Origin of the sequence: Pseudomonas sp. DC1.2 (assembly GCF_034351645.1) — a bacterium.
In the GTDB taxonomy this organism is placed as follows: domain Bacteria; phylum Pseudomonadota; class Gammaproteobacteria; order Pseudomonadales; family Pseudomonadaceae; genus Aquipseudomonas.
In genome coordinates, this window is the sequence record NZ_CP133782.1 from 2032183 (window position 1) to 2047771 (window position 15589).

Genomic DNA, 15589 nt, shown 5'->3' on the forward strand with positions numbered 1-15589 from the left:
CCTTGCCCGTGCGGCTCATGCCGGCAGCGGACGGGTTACGGGTGTCGCGCTGGCGGCCGGCATACCCGGCATACGCGTCAGGCGTAGAGCGTTCAGCACAACCGTCAAAGAACTGATCGACATGCCGACCGCCGCCCACACCGGGGTGATCCAGCCGAGGGCGGCAAACGGTAGCATGAGGCCGTTGTACAGTGCGGCCCACAGCAGGTTTTCGATGATCACCCGGCGGGTGCGCCGTGCCAGGCTGAAGGCTTGCACCAGCGCGCCGAGACGGTTCGACAACAGCACCGCGTCGGCGCTGGTTTTCGCCAGGTCCGTGGCTGATCCCATGGCCACGCTGATGTCGGCTGCCGCCAGCACCGGCACATCGTTGACCCCGTCGCCGAGCATCAGCACCTTGCGTCCTTCTTTGTGCAACTGTTGCAGGACCTGCAACTTATCATCCGGGCGCAAGCCACCATAGGCCTCGTCGATGCCCAACTCGGCGGCGACGCTGGCGACCATCGGCGAGCTGTCGCCGGACAGCAGCAGGGTGCGCCAACCCCGTGCCTTGCACGCGGCGAGCAGGGCCTGGGCGTCGGCGCGCAAACGATCGTCGAGGACAAACCAGGCCAGCGGCCCGCTGCTGTCGCCAAGCAGCAGCCACTGACCCGCTTCATTGGGCATCAATGGCACGGAGGCGCCACTGAGTTCGCAGACAAAACCTGGATGGCCGATACGCAGGCGATGGCTGCTCACCAAACCTTCAAGGCCCAGACCGGGCGTGCTGTGAACTTCTTCAGCGGCCAGTGGTGCGCGACCAAAAGCTCGGGCAATCGGGTGTTCGGAGCGGTTTTCCAGGGCGGCGGCGAGGCTTAGGCACTGATCGCTGTCGAGGGCGCCCAACGTGCGGATCGAGCGCAGGGCCAGGCGACCTTCGGTGAGCGTACCGGTCTTGTCGAAAATCACCGTGTCGATCTGATTCAACCCTTCCAGCACATGGCCGCGAGTCAACAGCAGGCCGAGTTTGTGCAGGGTGCCAGTGGCGGCGGTGAGTGCGGTCGGCGTCGCGAGGGACAAGGCGCACGGACAGGTTGCCACCAGCATCGCCAGCACGATCCAGAATGCTCGCGACGAATCCAGCTCCCACCACAGCAGGCCGATGACAGCGGCGGCAATCAGCGACACCAGCAGGAACCATTGCGCCGCCCGGTCGGCGATTTCCGCCAGTCGGGGTTTTTCAGCCTGGGCGCGGTCCAGCAGGCGGACGATGGCCGACAGTCGTGTGTCTTGACCCAGTGCCAGGACTTCAACGGTCAATGCACCCTCGACGTTCAAGGTGCCGGCAGTGACTGCATCACCCAAGGTGCGCGGTTGCGGCAGGTATTCACCGGTGAGCAGGGACTCATCAATGCTCGATTGACCATCGAGGATCTTGCCATCGGCCGGCAGAATCGCTCCGGGGTGTACCAGTACCTGGTCGCCGACGCGTAATTCACTCAGCAGGATTCGCTCGCTCTGACCGTCGGCGCTCAGCCGCAGGCAGGAAGCGGGCAACAGATTGACCAGTTGTGCCGTGGCCGCGGCGGTGCGCTCACGGGCTCGGCGTTCCAGATAACGCCCGGCCAGCAGGAACAGCGCAAACATGCCCACCGCGTCGAAGTACAGCTCGCCGACACCGGTGATTGCAGTCCAAATGCCGGCAAGATAAGCGCTGCCGATGGCGAGGGAGACAGAAACGTCCATGGTCAGATGGCGTGTGCGCAAGTCGCGCATGGCGCCCTTGAAGAATGGCGCGCAGCTGTAGAACACGATGGGCGTAGTGAGGAACAGCGCGACCCAACGCAAGATGGTGTGCAATTCGGGGCTGAGGTCGATATTGAATTCTGGCCAGGTGGCCATGGTCGCCATCATGGCCTGGAACCACAGCAGCCCGGCCACGCCGAGTTGACGCAACGCCAAACGGTTTTCGCTGGCCAGTTGTTCGCTGGCACGGTCGGCCTGATACGGGTGCGCGGCGTATCCGATGTGGCGCAGTTCGCTGAGTACCTGGCTCAGCGGTAGCTCGGAATCGGCCCAGCGCACGTGCAAACGGTGGTTGGACAGGTTCAGTCGCGCTTCAGCCACCGCTGGCAAGCCGCGCAGGTGTTTTTCGATTAACCAGCCGCAGGCGGCGCAACTGATGCCTTCCATCAGCAGCGTAGTTTCGGCGAGATCGCCGTCGTGGCGCACGAACGGTTGCTGGACGTCCGCGCGGTCGTACAGCGCCAGTTCATCGACCAACTGCACCGGCAAGGCTCCAGGGTTGGACGAGGCTTCGCTGCGATGCTGGTAATAACTTTCCAGCCCTCCGGCCACGATGGCTTCAGCCACTGCCTGGCAACCCGGGCAGCAGAACTCGCGGGTTTCACCGAGCACGGCGGCGGTGAAGCGGCTGCGGGCCGGGACGGGCAGGGCGCAGTGGTAGCAAGGGGTTGGGGTGGTCATGGGGTTTTCGCTAATGCCGCTGAATCTGTGTCGTGAGGTCGGGCCTCATCGTAAACACACTCGCTCCCACACTGGGGTGGTGGCGATCACCAAACCCTGTGGGAACGAGCCTGCTCGCGATACGCCAAGCGCAGGCTTTTTACTACTTCAGGTCTTCAGCACCTTGCAACGGCTCATCACCCAGCAGCAGGTCCTTGTCATGGCTGATCTGTTCTTCTTCGAACATGCGCCAGGTCTTGTCGTCTTGTACACCCAACAATTCGACAAAGCGCCGGCCTTCGATTTTGTCACTCATCTGCCCAATGTAGCGTCCCTGTTCGGTCTCACTGCGGGTCATGATGATTTTTCGGTCCTTTTGCGGTTGGGTCGGCGAGATCAGGTTCAGCTCAAGAGTCTTGGGCTGGCTGTTACCGCTCAAGCGCAAATCGACCTCACCGGTCAGTTCATCCATGTGGATGTTGGCTCGCAGTTGCAGGGTCTTGGCGAGCAGTTCGCGGTCCAGCGAACGGTTGATGCCTTTGCCCGCTTCGTAGTAGTTGTCGTTGACTAGGTTGTCAGGGTTTTTCACCGCGATGGTAACCATGGACAGCGTCAGGGTCACCGAGCAGGTCAGGATCGCGATGATGATCCACGGCCAAAGATGTTTGTACCAAGGGCTTGCGGCATTTGCTGCGGGCATGTTCAGTTCTCTTAACGAATTTGTGGGCCGATGAATCGGCTCTTGGCTTCAATGTGGACGCTGTCGTCATCGGCATCCTTGAGGGTGAATGTCACCTCGTTGGTGCTCGACGGCAGTTGTTCCGGTGCGCTGGACAGCTCCACCGGCTGGCTGAAAATTTCCCCGGCGGCGACGTTGATCTCACGCTTGCCTTGCAACTTGAGATCAGGCAATCCGCTGGCTTGCAGCAAGTAAGTATGGTCGCGCTGGTCCTTGTTCATGATCTTCAGGCTGTAGACGTTTTCGATCCGGCCCTCAGCATTTTCGCGGTACAGCACGCGGTCCTTGCTGACGTCGAAACCCACCAGCGAACGCATGAAGAACGCCCCAGCGAGAAGGCTGATCATTGCCAGCAGCACCACGGCATAGCCGATCAGGCGCGGCCGCAGTTTATGGGTTTTTTGCCCAGACAAGTTGTGCTCGGTGGTGTAGCTGATCAGGCCGCGAGGATAGTCCATCTTATCCATGATGCTGTCGCAGGCATCGATGCACGCGGCACAGCCAATGCACTCGATTTGCAGGCCGTCGCGGATGTCGATGCCGGTTGGGCATACCTGGACGCACATGGTGCAGTCGATGCAGTCGCCGAGGCCTTGCGCCTTGTAGTCGGCGCCTTTTTTACGCGGGCCGCGGGACTCACCGCGTCGCGGATCATAGGAGACGATCAGGGTGTCCTTGTCGAACATCACGCTCTGGAATCGGGCGTAAGGACACATGTAGATGCACACTTGCTCACGCAGCCAGCCGGCGTTGCCATAAGTCGCGAGGGTGAAGAAGCCCACCCAGAAATATGACCAGCCATCGGCCTGGCCGGTAAAGAAGTCGATCATCAGTTCGCGAATCGGTGAAAAGTAGCCGACAAAGGTCATGCCGGTGATGAAACCGATCAGTAACCACAGGCTATGTTTGCTCAGCTTGCGCAGGAGCTTTTGGGCGCTCATCGGCGCTTTGTCGAGCTTGATGCGCTGATTGCGGTCGCCTTCCGTGACTTTCTCGCACCACATGAAAATCCAGGTCCAGACGCTCTGCGGGCAGGTATACCCGCACCAGACCCTTCCGGCGTACACGGTAATGAAGAACAAACCGAAAGCGCTGACGATCAGGATGCCCGAGAGCAGGATGAAATCTTGCGGCCAAAACGTTGCGCCAAAAATGAAAAACTTGCGTTCCGGCAGATTCCACCAAACAGCTTGATGGCCGCCCCAGTTCAGCCACACGGTGCCGAAATACAACAGGAACAGTGCGGCGCCGCCCATCATTCGCAGGTTGCGGAACAGGCCGGTGAAGGCGCGGGTGTAGATTTTTTCTCGAGAAGCGTAAAGATCGACGCTGTTACTCGCGTTTTTGGCAGGCGGGGTAACGTCGTGTACGGGAATCTGATTGCTCATCATTGCATCCCACGGCAGTGGAAAAGTGCCTCGGTCAGTACATGCCGACCGCGGTCAAATAGAAGTATTGCAGTGGCGCAATGATACGCCTGTCGCTCTAGCCTAGGGGTGCGACCTTTGGTCGCGTTGGGAAAAATCAATTGATGGTGTAGTGACTTGAATCAATTGACTTGTGGATTATGGACGGTTTTGCCGGGCTTGCCGTCCAATCGGCTCATGGGTTGAGTTCCCCCACGCGTTGCGGCGGGTCGCAGCGCTCGATACTCAGGACTCCAATCCGCTGGTGGTCCAGGCCACGATATGTTCTTCAGGTTGGAAGTATGCTGTTCGTTAATAGAGTCTTATTGGGTTTTCTTTCTGCGTTAGTTGCTGTGTGTTGAGCGTTTTGAGAAATATATTTTATAGGTATAAGTCTGGCCGCTGTTTGTTTTAATTTTTTATTTGGCATAGTTTGGTTGTGGAGATCAATAACGGTTTCGTTTTTTTGTTTTAAATGGAAATGGATGCCTATGAAGTTTTTTGAAAAGTATCAGCTGTTAACGAGTCTGATAATGATTGTTGTAATGCCTGCGGCTTATGCGGCCACTGCGCAGTATTCACCTAGAGCATTGGTGTTTGCTTCCGACCCACAGTATCCATGGACTGAGCATTCAGATAGCGGTACCGCTCAGACCGATAGCGATCGGGATGCCCGTTCCAAATGGCTGATCGAATCCCAATATTCTGATATCGCCAGTTTCAGGACGTTTAACAGTGGCGCTTCGAAAGTGCCGGTCATGATTAATGGAGATATCACAGCCTTCGGTCATGGTTGGCAGCGATCTACGGTCAAGCCAATTCTGGATAAATATCTGGGTGAAAACTATGACTACGGTCTGGGTAATCACGACTATGAAAACAATGTCGGTGATTGTTTTTTGAATAGCTGTGCTGCTGGCAGTGTTGTGGATTTCAATAATCGTTACGTGGGGAAGCTGGATTCCCTGGACGTGAAATTAAACAATCATATGTCTATCACCAAGTCGGTAATAGGAAGCCTCGCTTATTCCAGAACATACGGCGATGTGCATTTGGTGCAATTGCATAACGAGCCAACGTACTCGACGGTTTTCACCGGTTGGGATTGGGGCATGCCAACGACCTATCAGATCACTGACTCCCTCGACTGGCTGGAGCAGGATTTGAAAGCGGCCCGTCAAAAAGGCCGGATCATCTTGCTCAATATGCACAAGCCGAATGATTGGAAGGGCAGCCGTGAACAGATTGATCGCTTCCGGCAGATGATTCAGAAATACCAGGTGACCGCGGTTTTTGCCGGGCACTACCACCGGGACGGCGGCGCGTGGTGGGGCTATGACCAGCGCACTTATTTTGGTGGTGTGCCGGTATTTCTGAGCGGTGGTGCCTCTCAGCAAACCTACCTGACCGCCAGCTTTTCCCAGGATCGTAAAAGTCTGACGGTGAGACTGGTCAAGGAAAACAAATGGCCAAAGCAGACCGAGGTGAAAACAATCCCGGTTCTCTAATACGCTTTTTGGACAGTCCATAAAAAGGCCCCACATGGTGGGGCCTTGTTTAACTTCAAGCGTTTGCCTTTATTGAGCGTCTGCAGCCTTCTCACCGTGAGACAGGCTGTAAACGTAAGCGGCCAACAGGTGAACCTTGTCGTTGCCTTGCAACTGCGCCTGCGCAGGCATCTGGCCCTGACGGCCATAGCGGATGGTCTGCTGCAGTTGGGCGAAGCTCGAACCGTAGATGAACGCGGCCGGGTGAGTCAGGTTGGGCGCGCCCATGGCTGGGGTGCCTTTGCCTTCAGGGCCATGGCACGCCACGCAGTTGGTAGCGAACAGCTTCTGGCCGGCAACCGGGTCAGCCTTGGTGCCTTCCGGCAACTTGCGGCCATCGAGATTGCTCACCACGAATGCGGCTACATCGGCCACGCCTTGTTCGCCGATCACTTGCGCCCACGCGGGCATGACCGCGTGACGGCCGCCCATGATGGTGGTCTTGATGGTTTCCGGTTCTCCACCCCAACGCCAGTCTTCGTCGGTTAGGTTCGGGAAGCCGTAGGCACCCTTGGCGTCGGAGCCGTGGCACACCGAACAGTTGGAGGCAAACAAGCGGCCCCCCATCTTCAGTGCCTGTGGATCCTTGGCAACTTCTTCGATCGGCATGGAAGCAAACTTGGCGAAGATCGGGCCGAACTTGGCGTCCGACTTGGCCATTTCTTTTTCCCACTCGTGAACGCCGGTCCAGCCGGCCTGGCCGTTGGCAAACGGGGTCTGCTTCTCGTTGTCGAGGTAGCCGTAACCTGGCAACAGTCCCTTCCAGTTACCGAGTCCGGGGTACAGCGCCAAGTAACCCAACGCGAAGATGATGGTGCCCACGAACAGCATGAACCACCATTTTGGCAGCGGGTTGTCGTACTCCTCGATGCCGTCGAAGGAGTGGCCAACCGTTTCTTCTGTCTGCTCGCTGCGCTGGCCCTTGCGGGTGGACAGCAACAGCCAGGTCAGGGCGAAAATAGTACCCAGACTGAGGACTGTGACGTACAGACTCCAGAACGTAGTCATTCTTTGTTACTCCTAGAAGCTTGCTCGACGTGCTTGATGGCTTCGGGATCATCCGCGAAGGGCAGCAAGGTCGCGTCTTCAAACTCCGATTTGCGCTTGGGGCTGAAGACCCATAACGCCAGACCGATGAAGGCCACCATCACAACAACGGTGCCCAGGCCACGAATCATCCCGATATCCATCTAAATCACCGTTTGCTTTTGATGATGGTGCCCAGGCCTTGCAGATAGGCCACCAGCGCGTCCATTTCGGTTTTGCCCTTCACTGCATCCTTGGCACCGGCGATGTCTTCGTCGGTGTAGGGGACGCCGAGCGTGCGCAATACTTCCAGTTTTTTGGCGGTGTCTTTGCCGTCAAGCCTGTTTTCCACGAGGAACGGATAGGCCGGCATTTTCGACTCTGGCACGACGTTGCGCGGGTTGTACAAATGCGCACGCTGCCAGTCATCGGAGTAACGACCGCCAACGCGGGCCAGGTCCGGACCGGTGCGCTTGGACCCCCACAGGAACGGGTGATCCCAAACACTTTCACCGGCGACCGAGTAGTGGCCGTAACGTTCGGTTTCAGCACGGAACGGGCGAATCATCTGCGAGTGGCAGCCAACACAGCCGTTGGCGATGTAGATGTCGCGTCCTTCGACTTCAAGGGCGGTACGCGGCTTCATACCCTCGACCGGCTTGTTGGTGACGTCCTGGAAAAACAGCGGAACGATCTGGGTCAAGCCGCCAATACTGACGGCGATGACCATGAAGAAGGCCAGCAGGCCGATATTCTTCTCGACTACTTCATGCTTCATCAGTGAGCTCCAACGACAGCGATCTGAGCGGCGGCTTCAGCTTCAGCCGGGTTCGAGGCACGTACTGTGCGGAACACGTTGTAAGCCATGAAGAGCATGCCGCTGGCGAAGAACGCACCCCCGATGGCGCGAACGATGTAGCCAGGGTGGCTGGCTTGCAACGCTTCGACGAACGAGTAGGTGAGGGTGCCGTCGTCGTTGATTGCACGCCACATCAGACCTTGGGTGATGCCGTTAACCCACATCGACGCGATGTACAGAACGGTGCCGATGGTCGCGAGCCAGAAGTGGGTGTTGATCAGGCCAACGCTGTGCATCTGCGCACGCCCGAAGATTTTCGGGATCATGTGGTACAGCGCGCCGATCGAGATCATCGCTACCCAGCCCAAGGCGCCGGCGTGAACGTGACCGATGGTCCAGTCGGTGTAGTGGGACAGCGAGTTGACGGTCTTGATGGCCATCATCGGGCCTTCGAACGTCGACATGCCGTAGAACGCCAGGGATACGACCAGGAAACGCAAGATCGGGTCGGTGCGCAGCTTATGCCAGGCGCCCGACAGGGTCATCATGCCGTTGATCATGCCGCCCCAGCTTGGCGCCAGCAGGATGATGGACATCGCCATGCCCAGCGATTGAGCCCAGTCCGGCAGTGCCGTGTAGTGCAAGTGGTGTGGGCCGGCCCAGATGTACAGGGTAATCAGTGCCCAGAAGTGGACGATTGACAGGCGATAGGAATAGATCGGACGTTCGGCCTGCTTCGGAACGAAGTAATACATCATCCCCAGGAAGCCGGTGGTCAGGAAGAAACCGACCGCGTTGTGGCCGTACCACCACTGGATCATTGCATCGGTCGCACCGGCGTAGGCCGAGTAGGACTTGAAGAAGCTGACCGGCAGCGAGGCGTGGTTGACGATGTGCAGCATCGCCGTGACGACGATGAAGGCACCGTAGAACCAGTTACCGACATAAATGTGCTTGGTTTTACGCTTGGTGATGGTGCCGAAGAACACCAGGCCGTAAACCACCCAGACAATTGCCAAAAGAATGGCAAGAGGCCATTCCAATTCAGCGTATTCCTTGGTGGTGGTGTAACCCAGCGGCAGGGTAATGATCGCGCCGACGATAACCGCTTGCCAACCCCAGAATGTGAAGGCTGCAAGGCTGTCGGAGATCAGTCGCGTTTGGCAGGTTCGCTGCACGACGTAATAAGAGGTAGCAAACAATGCACAACCACCAAAGGCGAAAATCACCAGGTTGGTGTGCAACGGGCGTAAGCGTCCAAACGTCGTCCACGGCAGACCGAAGTTCAATTCCGGCCATACAAGCTGTGAGGCGATGAAGACACCGAGCCCCATGCCAAGGATCCCCCAGACCACCGTCATGATGGCGAACTGGCGGACTACCTTATAGTTATAAGCAGTCGGACTGATTGCTGTGCTCATTCTAAGGTTCCACGGTTTAGGTGTTTTATTAGGAGTGAAAATCGGCCGCAAGTATGGAGAAAGCGGGGGGTCATTGCAACGCGCCATGACCTGGGTCAATGCTTTCAGACGCTGATTCTGCGGCCTTTCCATGCGCCGCGTAGGGACAAAATTGCCCTCGGACAAAATGTCGCAGCGGATGAAAAAGATGAGGGCGTCAGGTCGGGTGTAACGGGGTGTGTTGAAACGCCACGTTCGGCTGACAGACGGCAATTGGCACGACAGCCGGTATCCACCAGCCTTTGCTGTCTATCGTCCGAGCAGATTCGTCGAACACATCGGGTAAGGTCGACCTGAAACCGGCTCATGCCAGTCCGCACTCGGCAAAGCTTAGACCCGAATCTGGTGAACCGAAAGGAAGACGCAAAGAGGGTGCGACAATGCGTCGCAAACAAGCAGGAACTGCCGCATTCGGGAGAATGCGGCAGGAGGTCGGAGGATTTACTCGCTTTTGCTTTCGGCCTGCAAGCGCTCAGTGTTGGCGCCGTGAGACAGGCTGTAGACGTAAGCGGCCAGCAATTGCACCTTGTCGTTACCGAGCAGGTCTTTCTGCGCCGGCATTTGGCCCTGGCGACCATGGCGAATTGTCTGTTGCAGTTGCGTCAGGCTCGTACCGTAAATGAACCCTGTAGGGTGCGTCAGGTTCGGCGCGCCCATGGCTTCGGTGCCTTGGCCTTTTGCGCCGTGACAAGCGATGCAGGTGGTGCTGAAAACTTGCTGTCCCGCTTGCAGGTCGGCGCCGTTGTCGGCGGGTAGTGGCAGCCCGGCGAGGTCGTGACGCACATAGGCTGCGACGTTTTTCACGCCAGCCTCACCGAGGATTTCGCCCCAGGCCGGCATCGCGGCCATGCGCCCACCCATGATGGTGGTCTTGATGGTCTCGGGAGCACCGCCCCAGCGCCAATCGCTGTCGGCCAGGTTCGGGAAGCCGAAGGCGCCCTTGGCATCCGAGCCGTGGCACACCGCGCAGTTAGAGGCAAACAGGCGACCCCCCATTTTCAGCGCCTGCGGATCCTTGGCGACTTCTTCCAGGGGCATGGCGGCGAATTTGGCGAAAATCGGTCCGAACTTGGCGTTGGCCTTGTCCATTTCCTTTTCCCACTCGTGGGCGCCGGTCCAGCCGTCCTCGTAGCCCGGCAGGATACCTTTCCAGTTGCCCAGGCCTGGATAAAGGATCAGATAACCCACGGCAAACACCAGCGTGCCGGCGAACAGCATGAACCACCACTGCGGCAGTGGGTTGTCGTACTCCTCAATGCCGTCGAAGCTGTGGCCCATGGTCTGGTCGACGCTGCCCTTGGTTTCGCCCTTGCGGGTGCCAATCAGCAGCCAGGTCAGGCCGATCAGGCTGCCGATGGTCAGTACGCAGATCCACGTACTCCAGAAGGTGGTCATGGCCGGGTACTCCTTGTTTCAGAGGCTTGAGTGTTGCCGTCGTCTGCTGGCGGCTCATCGGCAAAAGGCAGCAAGCGCGCTTCGGCAAATGCTGAGCTGCGCTTGCCGTTGAACACCCACAACGCGAGGCCGACGAAGGCTACAAACACCACGACCGTGCCGAGGCCGCGGATCATTCCACTGCTCATTTCAAAGAACATGGCTCACCTCTTGCTCTTGATGGCAGTGCCGAGCACTTGCAGGTAGGCGACCAAGGCGTCCATTTCGGTCTTGCCCTTGAGTGATGCGACCGAACCTGCGATGTCGTCGTCGGTGTACGGCACGCCAAGCGTGCGCATGGCGCGGATCTTGGTTTCTGTGAGGCTGCTGTCGAGTTGATTGGCCACCAGCCACGGGTAGGCCGGCATCTTCGATTCCGGCACGACGTTGCGCGGGTTGTACAAATGCGCGCGGTGCCAGTCTTCCGAGTAGCGACCGCCGACCCGTGCCAAGTCTGGCCCGGTGCGTTTCGATCCCCAGAGGAACGGGTGATCCCACACGCTTTCACCGGCCACTGAGTAGTGCCCGTAGCGTTCGGTCTCGGCGCGGAACGGCCGAATCATCTGCGAGTGGCAGCCGACACAGCCTTCTCGGATGTAAATGTCGCGACCTTCCAGTTGCAGCGCGGTGTACGGCTTCATGCCTTCCACCGGTTTATTGGTCACGTCCTGAAAGAACAGCGGGACGATCTGGGTCAGACCGCCGATGCTCACGGCAAAGATCATCAGCAACAGCAGTAGGCCGACGTTTTTCTCGATTGTTTCGTGTTTCATGGCGGACTCCTCAAGCCATCTGCGCGGCAGCGGCGGCTTCGGCAGGCTGCGAGGCCTGCACAGTGCGCCAGGTGTTGTAGGCCATCAGCAACATGCCGCTGAAGAAGATCGCACCGCCGACCAGCCGCACGACGAAGCCTGGGTGGCTGGCCACCAGGGTTTCGACGAAGGAGTAAGTCAGCGTGCCGTCTTCGTTGACAGCGCGCCACATGAGGCCCTGTGCGATACCGTTGACCCACATCGAGGCGATGTAGAGCACGGTGCCGATAGTGGCGAGCCAGAAGTGCGCGTTGATCAGACCGACGCTGTGCATTTGTGGGCGGCCGAAGATTTTCGGGATCATGTGGTACAGCGCGCCGATGGAAATCATCGCCACCCAACCGAGTGCGCCGGCGTGAACGTGGCCGATGGTCCAGTCGGTGTAGTGGGAAAGAGCGTTGACCGTTTTGATCGCCATCATCGGCCCTTCAAAGGTCGACATGCCGTAGAACGCCAACGAGACCACCAGGAAGCGCAGGATCGGGTCGCTGCGCAATTTATGCCAGGCGCCCGAGAGCGTCATCATCCCGTTGATCATCCCGCCCCAGCTTGGCGCCAACAGGATCAGCGACATCACCATGCCCAGTGACTGCGCCCAGTCCGGCAGTGCGGTGTAGTGCAAGTGGTGCGGGCCGGCCCAGATGTACAGGGTGATCAGTGCCCAGAAATGCACGATCGACAAGCGATAGGAATACACCGGACGCTCGGCCTGTTTCGGCACGAAGTAGTACATCATCCCCAGGAAGCCGGCAGTCAGGAAGAAGCCAACCGCGTTGTGGCCATACCACCACTGAACCATGGCGTCGGTTGCCCCGCCGTAGATCGAGTAGGACTTGGTCAGGCTGACTGGAATTTCCAGGTTGTTGACGATGTGCAGAATTGCCACGGTGATGATGAACGCACCGAAGAACCAGTTACCAACGTAAATGTGCTTGGTCTTGCGCTTGGCCAGCGTGCCAAAGAACACGATGGCGTAAGCGACCCAGACGATGGTGATCAGAATGTCGATCGGCCATTCCAGCTCAGCGTATTCCTTGGAACTGGTGTAACCCAGCGGCAAGCTGATCGCCGCGAGCACAATCACCAGTTGCCAGCCCCAGAAGCAGAACTGGGCGACCTTGGGTGCGAATAGTTGGGTTTGACAGGTGCGTTGCACCGAATAAAACGAACTGGCGAACAGGGCGCAACCGCCGAAGGCGAAGATCACCGCGTTGGTGTGCAACGGGCGCAGACGCCCGAAACTGGTCCACGGCAGGTTGAAGTTGAGTTCCGGCCAAACCAACTGGGCAGCGAGAAAAACCCCGAGCCCCATGCCGACGATGCCCCACACCACCGTCATAATGGCGAATTGGCGGACCACCTTGTAGTTGTAGGCGGTACTGATAGAAGTGTTCATGGTTCCCCATCCACGGTTCAGCTGAAGTGAAGGCGTTTGCGCAAGGCAATGACGCTTCCTTCGGCTGGAGTTATAGGCAGACTAAAAGCGAGGCAAGCATGGACAAAGAGCACAAGGCCAGTATTGACGGGGATCAATGGGGGCGGTGCGTGGCGCAACATGGCTGGTGGTGGGATGCGGCGGCGGCCCCCTCGTCCACGACGTTGATCCTCGCTCACGGCGCCGGGGCACCGATGGACAGCGCCTGGATGAGTGACATCGCCGCACGCCTTGCTGCACACGGCATCAACGTGCTGCGTTTTGAATTTCCCTACATGGCGCAGCGACGGGTCGAGGGTGGCAAACGTCCACCCAATCCTGCGCCAAAACTGCTGGAATGCTGGCGTGAGGTGTATGCCGTGGTGCGACGTCATGTCACTGGGCGCCTGGCCATTGGCGGCAAGTCCATGGGCGGTCGGATGGCCAGTTTGCTGGCAGACGAATTGGGCGCGGATGCGCTGGTGTGCCTGGGCTATCCGTTTTATGCGGTGGGTAAGCCGCAGAAGCCTCGGGTCGAACATTTGGCTGGGCTCAAGACCCGGACCTTGATCGTCCAGGGTGAGCGTGATGCGCTGGGTAATCGTCAGGCTGTCGAGGCGTATACGTTATCGCCGAGTATTGAAGCGTTTTGGCTGGTGGCGGGGGATCACGATTTGAAGCCGTTAAAGGCTTCGGGGTTTACCCATGAGCAGCATTTGGCGGCTGCGGCAGGGAAGGTGGCCGAGTTTCTGCTGTGATCGTTGTGGTGGCCGTCAGGATCTCTTCGCGAGCCCGCTCGCACATTTGGAAGCCATTCGCCTGTGTGAGCAGGCTTGCCCGCAATGGCGATCTGCTCAGGAAACACTTTCGTTGTGGCCATAAAAATCATTAACCCGGACAGCTGTCGCTGTCCGGGTTTTTTTATCCAGCATCAATCAGCGGTTAAACCGCTCCACCAACGAATACTGGGTATTCGCGGTTTTGGTCAGCTCTTCACTCAGCAGCGCGGAATGTTGCGCCTGTACCGAGGTTTGGTCAGCCAATTGCGAGATGTTGCTGATGTTGCGGCTGATTTCCTCAGCCACCGAGCTTTGCTCTTCGGTCGCGGCGGCGATTTGCGTGGTCATGTCGGTGATGTGCGCGACTGCTTCGCTGATGCCGATCAGTGCCTGGTCGGCTTCCAATACGCGCGCTACACCTTCTTCGGCCTGGCGATGGCCGGACTCCATGGTTTGCACGGCCGTGTTGGCGGTTTGTTGCAGCTTGGCAATCAGGGCGTGAATCTGCCCGGTGGACTCGCTGGTGCGTTGCGCCAGTTGTCGTACTTCATCGGCCACAACCGCAAAACCACGGCCCATTTCACCGGCGCGAGCCGCTTCGATGGCGGCGTTCAGTGCCAGCAGGTTGGTCTGGTCGGCAATGCCTTTGATTACATCGACCACACCACCGATTTCGTCGCTGTCCTTGGCCAGCTGGGTCACGGTCAGGCCCGTTTCACCGACGACGACCGACAAACGCTGAATCGCTTCGCGCGTTTCCCCGGCGATATCACGTCCTCGACCGGTCAGGCGATTGGCTTCCTGAGTCGCATCGGCCGTGCGCTGCACGTGGCTGGCGACTTCCTGAGTGGTGGCAGCCATCTGATTTACGGCGGTCGCCACCTGTTCGGTTTCAACGCGCTGGCGCTCCAGGCCATTGGAACTGTTGTGCGCCAAGGTGTCGGATTGCTTCGCTTGCTCGTTCAGGTGCTCGGCGGTGTCTTGCAAACGGGTCAGGCAGGTTTTCAGGCGGGCTTCCTGGCTGAGGATCGACATCTCCAGACGTGCCTGGGCGCCCCGGCTGTCGGTGTACATCTGCGCGATCAGCGGGTCGGAGGTGGTTTGCCCGGCCAGTACCAGCAGGCGCTTGAGACCGCGCTGTTGCCAGCTCAAACCCATCAGGCCCAGCGGCACCGAGAGGCCGGCGGCCAAGGCAAACCCCCAGTGGGAGTTGAGCGAGGCACCGATCATGAAGCTCAGTTGGCTGACCAGAATGAATGGCAGCCAGTCCTGCAGCACCGGCAGCCATTTATCTGATGAAGGGATTGCCGACTTGCCTTGGTTGATGCGTTGGTAGAGCGCTTCGGCACGACGGATCTGTTCGGCAGTGGGTTTGACCCGCACCGACTCGTAACCGACCACCTGATTGCCTTCGAACACCGGCGTGACGTAGGCATTGACCCAATAGTGGTCACCGGTGTTGCAGCGATTCTTGACAATGCCCATCCATGGCAAGCCTTGTTTCAATGTGCCCCACATGTGCGCGAATACTGCAGCCGGGACGTCGGGATGACGGACCAGGTTGTGCGGTGCACGGATTAGCTCTTCGCGGGAGAACCCACTGATTTCGACGAAGGCGTCGTTGCAGTAGGTGATCACGCCTTTGGCGTCGGTTGTGGAAATCAACCGTTGTTGAGCTGGGAAGGTCCGTTCGCGTTGTGTAATGGGCTGGTTGTTACGCATAGCTTT

General features: G+C 58.5%; 14 protein-coding genes. 2 read left to right on the top strand and 12 right to left on the bottom strand.

Translation table 11 applies throughout. The features are described from left to right. Positions 1 to 15 precede the first annotated feature (15 nt). From RHM68_RS09245 to ccoG, 3 genes are all read right to left on the bottom strand, one after another. Positions 16 to 2466 (bottom strand): heavy metal translocating P-type ATPase, encoded by a 2451-nt coding sequence (locus tag RHM68_RS09245; RefSeq protein ID WP_322222128.1) that lies wholly within the window; start codon positions 2464 to 2466, stop codon positions 16 to 18. 142 nt (positions 2467 to 2608) lie between these two features. Continuing rightward, complete coding sequence (locus RHM68_RS09250; RefSeq protein ID WP_322222130.1) at positions 2609 to 3145, bottom strand: FixH family protein; 537 nt, start codon at positions 3143 to 3145, stop codon at positions 2609 to 2611. Between the two features lie 11 nt (positions 3146 to 3156). Further along, the gene (ccoG, locus tag RHM68_RS09255; protein WP_322222132.1) at positions 3157 to 4572 is read right to left on the bottom strand and encodes a cytochrome c oxidase accessory protein CcoG; all 1416 of its coding nucleotides are present in this window, start codon (positions 4570 to 4572) and stop codon (positions 3157 to 3159) included. A gap of 509 nt (positions 4573 to 5081) precedes the next feature. Here ccoG and RHM68_RS09260 point away from each other — a divergent pair. Next, entirely contained in the window at positions 5082 to 6098 is a 1017-nt protein-coding gene (locus RHM68_RS09260) for a metallophosphoesterase family protein (protein WP_322222134.1), read from the top strand. Positions 6099 to 6167: 69 nt separating this feature from the next. Here the strand turns inward: RHM68_RS09260 and ccoP (RHM68_RS09265) are convergent, their stop codons facing one another. The 8 genes from ccoP (RHM68_RS09265) to ccoN (RHM68_RS09300) form a co-directional block, all read right to left on the bottom strand. Next, positions 6168 to 7145: a cytochrome-c oxidase, cbb3-type subunit III gene (gene ccoP, locus RHM68_RS09265; RefSeq protein WP_322222136.1), complete on the bottom strand. Its 978-nt coding sequence runs from the start codon at positions 7143 to 7145 to the stop codon at positions 6168 to 6170. After that, entirely contained in the window at positions 7142 to 7327 is a 186-nt protein-coding gene (locus tag RHM68_RS09270; RefSeq protein WP_003175465.1) for a CcoQ/FixQ family Cbb3-type cytochrome c oxidase assembly chaperone, read from the bottom strand. Before RHM68_RS09270 ends, ccoP (RHM68_RS09265) begins: the two co-directional genes overlap by 4 nt. Positions 7328 to 7332: 5 nt before the next feature. Beyond that, positions 7333 to 7941 (bottom strand): cytochrome-c oxidase, cbb3-type subunit II, encoded by a 609-nt coding sequence (ccoO, locus tag RHM68_RS09275; protein WP_322222147.1) that lies wholly within the window; start codon positions 7939 to 7941, stop codon positions 7333 to 7335. Then, positions 7941 to 9383, bottom strand: coding sequence for a cytochrome-c oxidase, cbb3-type subunit I (gene ccoN, locus RHM68_RS09280; RefSeq protein ID WP_322222150.1), 1443 nt, complete (start codon positions 9381 to 9383; stop codon positions 7941 to 7943). Before ccoN (RHM68_RS09280) ends, ccoO (RHM68_RS09275) begins: the two co-directional genes overlap by 1 nt. Positions 9384 to 9863: 480 nt before the next feature. Next, positions 9864 to 10817, bottom strand: a complete 954-nt coding sequence (ccoP, locus tag RHM68_RS09285) for a cytochrome-c oxidase, cbb3-type subunit III (RefSeq protein ID WP_322222153.1) — start codon at positions 10815 to 10817, stop codon at positions 9864 to 9866. After that, a complete protein-coding gene (locus RHM68_RS09290; protein WP_322222156.1) occupies positions 10814 to 11017 on the bottom strand; it encodes a CcoQ/FixQ family Cbb3-type cytochrome c oxidase assembly chaperone in 204 nt (67 codons plus the stop codon). Before RHM68_RS09290 ends, ccoP (RHM68_RS09285) begins: the two co-directional genes overlap by 4 nt. A 3-nt stretch (positions 11018 to 11020) precedes the next feature. Continuing rightward, on the bottom strand, positions 11021 to 11629 hold the full coding sequence (gene ccoO / locus RHM68_RS09295) for a cytochrome-c oxidase, cbb3-type subunit II (RefSeq protein WP_322222159.1): 609 nt from the start codon (positions 11627 to 11629) through the stop codon (positions 11021 to 11023). A 10-nt stretch (positions 11630 to 11639) separates the two neighbouring features. Then, a complete protein-coding gene (gene ccoN, locus RHM68_RS09300; protein ID WP_322222162.1) occupies positions 11640 to 13064 on the bottom strand; it encodes a cytochrome-c oxidase, cbb3-type subunit I in 1425 nt (474 codons plus the stop codon). 98 nt (positions 13065 to 13162) lie between these two features. Here ccoN (RHM68_RS09300) and RHM68_RS09305 point away from each other — a divergent pair, with 98 nt between their 5' ends. Next, entirely contained in the window at positions 13163 to 13840 is a 678-nt protein-coding gene (locus RHM68_RS09305) for an alpha/beta family hydrolase (RefSeq protein WP_322222166.1), read from the top strand. Positions 13841 to 14017: 177 nt separating this feature from the next. Here the strand turns inward: RHM68_RS09305 and RHM68_RS09310 are convergent, their stop codons facing one another. Then, positions 14018 to 15583 (bottom strand): PAS domain-containing methyl-accepting chemotaxis protein, encoded by a 1566-nt coding sequence (locus RHM68_RS09310; protein ID WP_322222168.1) that lies wholly within the window; start codon positions 15581 to 15583, stop codon positions 14018 to 14020. Positions 15584 to 15589: the final 6 nt, after the last annotated feature.

What these genes read in the sequence shown, in the direction of transcription:
- RHM68_RS09245 (WP_322222128.1), bottom strand. Translation starts at nt 2,466, where the DNA reads ATGACCACCCCAACCCCTTGCTACCACTGCGCCCTGCCCGTCCCGGCC.
- RHM68_RS09250 (WP_322222130.1), bottom strand. Translation starts at nt 3,145, where the DNA reads ATGCCCGCAGCAAATGCCGCAAGCCCTTGGTACAAACATCTTTGGCCG.
- ccoG (WP_322222132.1), bottom strand. Translation starts at nt 4,572, where the DNA reads ATGAGCAATCAGATTCCCGTACACGACGTTACCCCGCCTGCCAAAAAC.
- RHM68_RS09260 (WP_322222134.1), top strand. Translation starts at nt 5,082, where the DNA reads ATGAAGTTTTTTGAAAAGTATCAGCTGTTAACGAGTCTGATAATGATT.
- ccoP (WP_322222136.1), bottom strand. Translation starts at nt 7,145, where the DNA reads ATGACTACGTTCTGGAGTCTGTACGTCACAGTCCTCAGTCTGGGTACT.
- RHM68_RS09270 (WP_003175465.1), bottom strand. Translation starts at nt 7,327, where the DNA reads ATGGATATCGGGATGATTCGTGGCCTGGGCACCGTTGTTGTGATGGTG.
- ccoO (WP_322222147.1), bottom strand. Translation starts at nt 7,941, where the DNA reads ATGAAGCATGAAGTAGTCGAGAAGAATATCGGCCTGCTGGCCTTCTTC.
- ccoN (WP_322222150.1), bottom strand. Translation starts at nt 9,383, where the DNA reads ATGAGCACAGCAATCAGTCCGACTGCTTATAACTATAAGGTAGTCCGC.
- ccoP (WP_322222153.1), bottom strand. Translation starts at nt 10,817, where the DNA reads ATGACCACCTTCTGGAGTACGTGGATCTGCGTACTGACCATCGGCAGC.
- RHM68_RS09290 (WP_322222156.1), bottom strand. Translation starts at nt 11,017, where the DNA reads ATGTTCTTTGAAATGAGCAGTGGAATGATCCGCGGCCTCGGCACGGTC.
- ccoO (WP_322222159.1), bottom strand. Translation starts at nt 11,629, where the DNA reads ATGAAACACGAAACAATCGAGAAAAACGTCGGCCTACTGCTGTTGCTG.
- ccoN (WP_322222162.1), bottom strand. Translation starts at nt 13,064, where the DNA reads ATGAACACTTCTATCAGTACCGCCTACAACTACAAGGTGGTCCGCCAA.
- RHM68_RS09305 (WP_322222166.1), top strand. Translation starts at nt 13,163, where the DNA reads ATGGACAAAGAGCACAAGGCCAGTATTGACGGGGATCAATGGGGGCGG.
- RHM68_RS09310 (WP_322222168.1), bottom strand. Translation starts at nt 15,583, where the DNA reads ATGCGTAACAACCAGCCCATTACACAACGCGAACGGACCTTCCCAGCT.